The organism is Malikia granosa, from assembly GCF_002980595.1.
GTDB classification, from domain to species: domain Bacteria; phylum Pseudomonadota; class Gammaproteobacteria; order Burkholderiales; family Burkholderiaceae_C; genus Malikia; species Malikia granosa.
In genome coordinates this window covers 1-8,660 of the sequence record NZ_PVLQ01000048.1, presented here as the reverse complement: position 1 = coordinate 8,660, position 8,660 = coordinate 1, and the positions used below count along the sequence as shown (strand labels likewise).

General features: G+C 63.8%; 7 protein-coding genes. 4 read left to right on the top strand and 3 right to left on the bottom strand.

What is annotated here, in order from left to right; all coding sequences use genetic code 11:
• Positions 1-423: 423 nt before the first annotated feature.
• The 3 genes from C6P64_RS12875 to C6P64_RS12865 form a co-directional block, all read right to left on the bottom strand.
• Positions 424-2,598, bottom strand: coding sequence for a protein-disulfide reductase DsbD family protein (locus C6P64_RS12875; RefSeq protein WP_105748970.1), 2,175 nt, complete (start codon positions 2,596-2,598; stop codon positions 424-426).
• A gap of 115 nt (positions 2,599-2,713) precedes the next feature.
• Complete coding sequence (locus C6P64_RS12870) at positions 2,714-5,014, bottom strand: heavy metal translocating P-type ATPase (protein ID WP_105748969.1); 2,301 nt, start codon at positions 5,012-5,014, stop codon at positions 2,714-2,716.
• Between the two features lie 75 nt (positions 5,015-5,089).
• The gene (locus C6P64_RS12865; RefSeq protein WP_105748968.1) at positions 5,090-5,665 is read right to left on the bottom strand and encodes a DUF4337 domain-containing protein; all 576 of its coding nucleotides are present in this window, start codon (positions 5,663-5,665) and stop codon (positions 5,090-5,092) included.
• A gap of 118 nt (positions 5,666-5,783) precedes the next feature.
• Between C6P64_RS12865 and cadR the strand changes: the two genes are divergently transcribed.
• The 4 genes from cadR (at position 5,784) to C6P64_RS12850 (ending at position 8,601) form a co-directional block, all read left to right on the top strand.
• Positions 5,784-6,254, top strand: a complete 471-nt coding sequence (cadR, locus tag C6P64_RS12860) for a Cd(II)/Pb(II)-responsive transcriptional regulator (RefSeq protein WP_105748967.1) — start codon at positions 5,784-5,786, stop codon at positions 6,252-6,254.
• Positions 6,255-6,299: 45 nt separating this feature from the next.
• On the top strand, positions 6,300-6,461 hold the full coding sequence (locus tag C6P64_RS17990; protein ID WP_146115922.1) for an H-NS histone family protein: 162 nt from the start codon (positions 6,300-6,302) through the stop codon (positions 6,459-6,461).
• 230 nt (positions 6,462-6,691) lie between these two features.
• Positions 6,692-7,258, top strand: coding sequence for a recombinase family protein (locus C6P64_RS12855; protein WP_105748966.1), 567 nt, complete (start codon positions 6,692-6,694; stop codon positions 7,256-7,258).
• 614 nt (positions 7,259-7,872) lie between these two features.
• Entirely contained in the window at positions 7,873-8,601 is a 729-nt protein-coding gene (locus tag C6P64_RS12850) for a hypothetical protein (RefSeq protein ID WP_146115921.1), read from the top strand.
• Positions 8,602-8,660 lie beyond the last annotated feature (59 nt).

The window sequence follows — 8,660 nt, the reverse complement described above, 5'->3', positions numbered from 1 at the left end:
GGGTTCGGTTTACTCGCGGCCGTTCGGGCCGCTCGACCAGCAGGACTTCGGTCCATAGCTTCGGCACTGACAGCAAGCGGCTGGTGGCCTCGCGCATGACAAAAGGCGCGCTGGCCGACATGGCCATAGCGCCGGAGTGACAGCTACCACAGTGGGGGTGCTGCGCGTGGGATTCGCCGCCGGCGTCACCGGCTGCAGCCTGTGCTGGCATATCAGTCAGGCTAGCGTGCAGCGGAGCGCAGAGCTCGTGCGCGCAGGACACGCCCGTAGCTGCACCTGCCCACTGCAGGGGCAGGCACAACAGCATCAAGAGGGCAAGCAGGCAGGCACGCATAGGTTATGGATTATAAGGCGGTGCTGGTTTTGGCAGGTAAATCGGCGTCCTTCGGCAGCAATCCTCAATTTGGACGAGGGAATGAAAAGTCATGGCCTCAGCGCCCGCATCACTTCAGCGACGCTGGGCAATTCCGAGAGCAGCTTAGGCGCGCTGCCAGGTTGATAGAAAGCGTAGGTCGGCACGCCGTTGCGCCCAACCGCAGCCAGCGCCGCGGTCACCGCCGGGTCGCGCAGGGTCCAGTCGGCGCGCAGCAGCACCACGCCATCAGCCGCGAATCGGTCCAGCAGTCCGGGGTCTGACAGAACCGTACCCTTGTTGTACTGACAGGTCACGCACCAGGCAGCCGTGTAGTCCACGAAGACCGGCTTTCCGGCAGCCTGCAGCTTTGCCATCTGCTCAGGTGTCCAGGTGTGCCACTTCCGGTCGGCGCTCTGCAGGTCGATAGCAGCGGTTCCCATCATGGCCTGGGTCTGAGGCTTCCAGATCCGGTCGCCCGCTTGCCAGAGCAGCGTCACCAACCCCGCCAGCACCAGCGGTGCCAGCAGGGTGCGCGCCCGTCCGCGCTGGGCCAGCGCCCAGGCCAGCCAGGCTAGTAGCAGCAAGGCCAGTAGCAGCGTCGCCACCCCGTCGATGCCGGTCTGCTGACCCAGCACCCAGAGCAGCCAGACCACGGTCGCAAGCATCGGAAACGCCATGAATTGGCGCAGCGTCTCCATCCAGGCGCCGGGTCGCGGCAAGGCGCGAGCGAATCCGGGCAAGAAGCTGGCAGCCAGATAGGGCAGCGCCATCCCGATGCCGATGGCGCCGAAGACGGCCAGCGCCTGTGTCGTCGGCAGGCCGATCGCCAGTCCCAGCGAGGCACCCATGAAGGGCGCCGTGCAAGGCGATGCCACCGCCACCGCCAGCACACCGGTCAGGAAGGCGTCCGCCAGCGGGTGGCGCAACTGCAGCCCAGCCAGCGAAGCCGGCAGTACGCGTCCGAACTCGAACAGCCCTGCTAGGTTCAGACCAATCACGGTAAACAGTACCGCCAGCCCCGTCACCATCGCAGGACTCTGCAGCTGGAAGCCCCAGCCCAGTTGTTCGCCCGCCGCCCGCAGCGTCAGCAGCAGTCCGCCCAGCGCCAGGAAGGACAGCAGCACACCCGCCGTGTAGGCCAGACCGGCTTGTCGGTGCGCGCGCCGGTCATCGGCGTGGCGCGCAAAGGCCATCACCTTGATTGCCAGCACCGGGAACACGCATGGCATCAGGTTCAGGATCAGTCCGCCCGCCAGCGCACCGAGCAGGGCAGCCCATAGCCCGATCCCGCCGGCTGCTCCGGCATCGGGGACTCTCTGGGTTACCGTAGGTGTCGGGATTTGTGCCAGCGCCTGCTTAAGGGCTTCAGGCACTTCGCTGCGTTGTGCGGCGGCTGGCCAAGTTCCTTCCACCGGCACTTCCATTCGTACGCCCGCAGGACTGCTGTCCTTGCCTGCCAGTGCCACCACGAGCGGCACCTGGGTCGGCGCTTCGCTGCGGTCTGACGACAAGGGCAGGCTGGCGCTCCAGCGAGCGCCTTCCCAGGCCTGGGTCCAGGCGGCGCCCGGCGTGATCAGTCCTGCGGTTTCGGGGAAGATCTCCAGCGTCTTGCCGCGCCAAGCCGAAGGCAATCCCTCCAGGCTGACCCTCAGGGTTTTTTCATCCGGACGCAGCCGGCTTCCATTGGCCGGCTGGGTGCGCGGTGCCGCATCCCAGGCTTGCTGAAAGCGGCTCGCGTGCTGTGCCGTCGAGCCCTGGACGGGGACGCGGACCTGGAAGCGGCCTTCCTCGGGGATGCATTCCTGGCGGCAGACCAGCCAGCTCGCGTGCAGCGCTATCTCCAGCTCGCTGCCCCGGAATTCGGGCGTCACGGTCACGGGCACCGGCAGCAGCATTTGGCCGTCGTAGCCATAGTTGGCCAGTTCGCCGAGCGGAAACTTGCGTGGCGTCGGCCAGGTGACCTCGCCAGCTGTCATGCCAGCCGGCAGGGTCCAGCGCAGCTTGGTCGGCAGTCCCGAGTCGCCCGCGTTCTTCCAGTAGCTGTGCCATCCGGGCGCGTGCTGCAGTTGCAGCCCCAGCCAGAGCGGCTTGCCGGCTGTCACGCCCTCGGGCGCATGGACCAGCAGCTCGGCCCGCACCTGGGCGGTCTTGACGACGCCGCCCCCCGTCAGGTCCAGGGCCAGCGAGGGCAAGGCCGTCACGGCCAGCCAGGCAGATATCAGAAGGGCAATCCAGTGGCGCATCATCGAGGCAGTAAATTGGGTGCGGATGGGACCTATCGCAGTCCTTCGGAGCGTTCAGGAATTCGGCGGCTGGGCCTTGCGAAATCACGTCGGCTGGGGATTAACTGAGTAGCAGTCATCCACCGCTGCGCGAGCCCTTAAGCAAACGCAGACCGTTAAACACCACCAGCAGACTGGCTCCCATGTCGGCAAACACTGCCATCCACATGCTGGCATCGTCAAAAATGGCCAGCAGCAAGAAGATCGTCTTGATGCCCAATGCCAGCGCGATGTTCTGCCAGAGTACTGCGTGAGTCTGTCGCGACAGCCGTATCATCTCGGGCAGGCGACGCAGGTCATCGTTCATCACCACCACATCAGCCGCTTCCATCGCGGTATGGGTGCCTGCCGCCCCCATGGCAAACCCGATGTCGGACTGGGCCAGCGCTGGGGCGTCGTTGATGCCATCGCCTGCCATGGCCACTGGACCGAAACGTTGCTTGAGTTCCAGCACCGCCTGCTGTTTTTCCTCCGGCAGGAGGTTGCCACGCACCTCGTCAATGCCAGCCTGCGCTGCGACCGTGCGCGCCGTGGCGAGGTTGTCGCCGGTCAGCATGACAGGGGTCACCCCCAGCGCCCTGAGTTCCGCCACCGCCTGCACGGACGAGGCCTTGATGGTGTCGGCCACCGCCAGCAGGGCCATGACACGCTGCGAGTTGCCCAATATCGTCACCGAGCGGCCCGCTTCCTCGTGCACCCTCATCTTCGCTTCGAGTTGCGCTGAGCACTGGCCACGCTCCTCGATCCAGCGGTGGTTGGCCAGGACATAATCGTGGCCGTCTATCCGACCCCGCACACCGCGCCCGGCCATGGCTTGAAAGCCATCGACCTCGCGCGTGGCAGCCGTGAGCTTGGCCGCGATCGCCTGGGAGACTGGATGGTCCGAGCGGGCCGCCAGGCTCCTGGCCAGTGCCTCCAGTTCCGCGGGGTCGTCGTTCGGATCCAACACCTCGAAGGCCACCAACTTTGGCCGGCCCTCGGTGAGGGTACCGGTCTTGTCCAGCGCCACGGCTCGCAACTGGCGCGCGCCTTCCAGGTGAACTCCGCCCTTGATCAGGATCCCCCGCCGGGCGCCAGCGGCCAGGCCACTGACCACCGTCACCGGGGTCGAGATCACCAGCGCGCACGGGCAGGCAATCACCAGCAGCACCAGCGCTTTGTAGAGCGCGGTCATCCAGCCCCACCCCATCGCCCAGGGTGTGAGCAAGGCCACCGCCAGCGCCAGTAAGAACACGCCCGGCGTGTAGACAGCGGCAAAACGGTCCACGAAACGCTGGGTCGGTGCGCGGGAGGCCTGCGCCTGCTCCACCGCGTGAATGATGCGCGCCAGCGTGCTGTCCGCAGCGGGGGCCGTGACCCGGATCTCCACCGAGGACGCTTGGTTGATCGTGCCGGCATAGACCTCGTCGCCGGGTGCCTTGTCGACCGGGAGGCTCTCACCCGTGACAGGCGACTGATCCACCGAACTCTGCCCCGATGTCACCACCCCATCCAGCGGCATGCGCTCGCCGGGTCGGATTCGCACCGTGGAACCAACGGCCACGGCCTTGACCGGCAGGCGCAGCCACTGGCCGTCGGCCTGGCGCACCTCCGCGTCCTCCGGTGCCATGGCCAGCAAGCTCTGGATGGCGTTGCGCGCCCGGTCGACGGCACGGGCCTCGATGGCCTCGGCAATAGCGTAGAGGGCCATCACCATCGCGGCCTCGGGCCACTGCCCGATCAGGAAGGCTCCGGTGACGGCCACCGTCATCAGGGCATTGATGTTGAGCCGCAGCCGCCTGAGAGCCGCCAGGCCCTTGACATAGGTAGAAAATCCCGCGAGAGCGATCGCTCCGGCCGCCAGTACCATTCCCAGCGCGGCAAAGCCGGCACCGGATGGCGCGAAGTACGAAACCGACTCGGCGCCGAGCGCCAACAGCAGGGCAAGCGCGTAACGCGGCAAGCCCTGGGGCAGCGAGAAGCCCTGCGCTCCATGGCCGTGGCCGTGGCCGTGGCCGTGGCCGTGATCATCATGGCCGCAATGCCCGTGCGCAGGCTGGGATTCATCCATCCCGCTTTCGGCCAGCGGCACAGGCCGGTAACCGGCGCGACGAATTGCCTCCAGCGCGAGCTGAACCGAAGCCTCGGGGGCGTCGATCGCCAGCGTCCGGGCTCCGAGCTGGAATTTCAGCCCGCGCAGACCGGTAACCTTCTCGAGCGCCTGACGGATCTCACCCTCCTCGACCGCACAGTCCATGGTCGGAATCCGGAAAACGGGAATGCCGGCAGGGCTAGGCGCGGACCGAGGCTCAGTCAAGGCGGCAGACGGGGCGCTACAGGTGCTGCCGCAGCCACAGCCGTGATCTGCTGCCTCGCTGCTGTTTCTGTGCTGGTTCATGAGGGGAAATTGCTGATTGACGATGGGGTCGTGTAGATTGGAAACCCTGTACCGACTATAGAGTCAAGCCCTGCTTCAGATATGCAGAGCTGCCATTCCACCGATCACAAGGCCGACACCGCCCATGCCGTACATAACTGTCTTGAGCCAGTTTCGGCGTGTCAGCAGGACAATCGCAGCAATCGCGACGCTGACCTGGATCGCCGTGGTCGCCTGGGCATAGCGGTGGTGCTGATGCATTTGTTGATCGGACCGACCTTCCCAGTCCCCGGCTTCGGTCTCGAGCTGCTCCGCTTTGGCCTTGATCTCGACCTTCTCGGACTTGTAGCGCTCGATCTCGTTCTGGTAGAACTCCCTGCGAGAACCGGACACGATCTCGAGTGAAAGCTCTGCAAGGTTCTGCTTGTTCGACTTGGCCTGATAGTAGTTCCACTGGTTGGCTGCCTCGGTCTTCTTGATCGCCGCATTGTTCTTGTAGAGACCGGCATTCGCCTGCGTGGCGCCGCCCATGTAACCCAGGATGGCCCCGACCGTGGCGATGACTGCCGTGAACATGGCGATCTGGGCGGTCAAGCTGTCGCCGCCGTGCTTGACTGCATGCTCTACCTCATGATCGTGAGGACCATGCACATGAAAGCCGTTACTGGACATTCCGAATACTTCCTTTTTTGATTTAGGCCGCACTACCCGCAGTGCCAAGCCAAGCATCCGAATTAAAAACCCTGTAGTTGGTATAGAGTCAAGTAACGTAGACAAGGAGAAACATGCCATGCGAATCAGTGAGCTATCCCGCGAGTGCGCAACCCACATCGAGACGATCCGTTTCTACGAACGCGAGGGCCTGCTGCCCGAGCCCGCACGCAGCGAGAACAACTACCGTATCTATGGCATAGCGCATGCTGAACGGCTGTCATTCATCCGACACTGCCGCAGCCTGGACATGACGCTCGACGAGATCCGCGTGCTGCTGCGCTTCAAGGACGCCCCGACCGAGAACTGCCAGGTCGTCAACGAACTGCTCGACGCGCATATCGGCCATGTCGCTGAACGGATCGAGGAGTTGCAGCAGCTCGAGCAGCAACTGCGCAAGCTGCGCGAGACCTGCCTGCGCAGCCAGGAGGCCGTGCATTGCGGCATTCTCAACGAGCTCAGCGAACTCGCCCGGAACGCCCCCGCAGGGCCTGGTCGTGAAGGTCACGTGCAAGGCACCCATTCCGGCCGCTGCAGCCACAAGCACTAGCGCGGTGATCATCCTTCCTCGTTACCTCCCGCCCGACAGGAGCCCTTGACCGACCGCCGGTTCGAGGACCTGCTGCAGCAAGCCAGCGCCTTCTTTGCTCAGTCCGAAAGCGATCCCGAGGCTGAAAAGCAGGTAGCCATCGCCGAGATCATCGAGACCATGAACCGCTACGGCCTCACGCTTGCGGACCTTCGCGCGTCTGATTGAGTGGGCGAAGCGATCGCGGTATCGGTCAGGAGAAGATGCGAAAGTCCAAGTTGACAGATGTGCGAGCCACCACAAGAGGCCGGAAGTGCTCAGAAGTCCCTGCACCATACCGCCTTGTCCGGAAAACGATCCTTAGCCGGCCATCCCGGACACTGTCCGCTAACATGCTTGATTTTTGGATTTTCGGACATTAAGATAGACGGACGAAATAACGGACAAAAGAGGCGGGAATGGCACTGATTGGCTATGCGCGGGTATCGACAGCGGAACAGGACACCGCCTTGCAGACGGACGCGCTACACAAGGCAGGTTGCGAGAAGATTTTTGAGGACGTGGTGTCGGGAGCCAAGGCTGACCGTCCCGGCTTGACTGCCGCACTGGTCTACCTGCGCGAGGGCGACGTCCTGGTAGTCTGGCGGCTGGACCGCCTCGGACGTTCCCTGCCCCACCTGATTGGCACGGTCGGCGCGCTGGAGGAACGTGGCGTAGGCTTCCGCTCACTGACTGAAAACATCGACACCACGACGCCGAGCGGGCGGCTCATCTTCCATGTGTTTGGCGCGCTGGGCCAGTTCGAGCGCGACCTTATCCGCGAACGCACCAAAGCCGGGTTGACCGCCGCCGCCGCACGCGGTCGTAAAGGCGGGCGCAGACCAGTTGTCACCACCGAAAAGTTGCAGCGGGCGCGGGAGCTCCTCAGCAGCGGGCTGAATGTCAGAGAGGCCGCCGCGCGGCTCAGGATCGGCAAGACGTCCCTGTACGCCGCTCTGCAAACGGGTAGCGCAGTAGGGTCCTGACAATCCATGCTGTACCTCCAAGCTTGGAGCGGCAGTTCGCAACAGACCTGGCGACTGGCAAAAGCCCAAATCCTGCGCAAATAAGAACACCGGCCGGCAGATCGTCGAGGCATCGTCTTCCCGGTAGGCTAGATACAGCCAGTGCCCGACCTGCGCCGGCACGGTCCGGAAGGTCTGCGCAGCGGCCACCAACTTGAAGCCTGCTGCAGGTCGATACACCCGCAGCTGCCTTCTACACTTGTCGCCCTATGCTTCGTTTTTGGATGCATACCAACGTGCCAGTGGAGTGCGATCTGGAGGCTCATCGCAAGTGGTTAGCACTGCATGATCCAGAAAGCACAACGCCACCCAATGGGTGGCGCAGGCTCTGGTACGGAAAGGGGCATCACCAGTTTGGACCCCGAGGGGCTTAGCGGCACCTAGCTGAAGCTAGGTTGGGAGCGGCTTGTCCTACCGTGTATGGTTGAAGTATAGCAATTGTTTGAAAGACAGGTCAAATGCCCTATCAAGCGTTCCTAGAGGCGCTCTCGGCACCGCGAAGCGGGGTCTACAAGCGGGTATTCCGCACAATGACGCCCGAAGAGACTGGGGGAGCTGTGCTCTGGGCCCAGTCGATGAGCATGGCACTCCAGTCGCTCATGCTGACGTTTGAAGTGACCCTTCGCAACCGCATCCACATAAGCCTGTCACGGCAAGCCACCGAAGGAACCACCAACCCGGTGGATTCTTTTGCCTGGTATGACCACCGGCTTGGGATGCACAAGCTTGAGGGCGAGACCTACCGCAAGGTGGAGCGCATCCTATGCGACGAACAGGATGTCCGCCTGCCGACCCAGCCCACGCCCGATCGTGTGATCGCTCGGCTGTCCTTCGGAGTGTGGCCAAACATTCTTGAGCAGCAGCTTCCGACACCCGTGGTGCAAGCCCGAACCTTCCTTGACGTGTTTCCGCACTACCCCCGAAAACCCAAGCATTACTGGAAGCACGCCGAGAACCGAAAAATTGCGGTTGACAAGGTGAAGGACGTCAAGGGGTGGCGCAACCGAATCGCCCACTGCAAACCGGTATGGACCGAAGGATGGTACCGTTGCAGCCAGGCTCAACACTGGACCGAGGTACTGGACAGGGTCAAAGGTCGCCGTTCTGAGATGCTGGAGGTACTCGGATGGATGTGTCCACAGACTGTAGAGGTATACAAGATGAGCTATAGCGGGCGGCTCTTCGACGCACTCGTCACCGAGCAAGCCGTGCTGGCTCACATCTGTCAGCCTCACGTGCCAGCCATCGGGCCTATCTACCCCGAAGCCGATATCGAGGCGATGAAGGCATACAAGGCGCGGTAGTCCCCCCCCCCCCCCCCCCCCCCCCCCCCCCCCCCCCCCCCCCCCCGCTCGGCCACCCG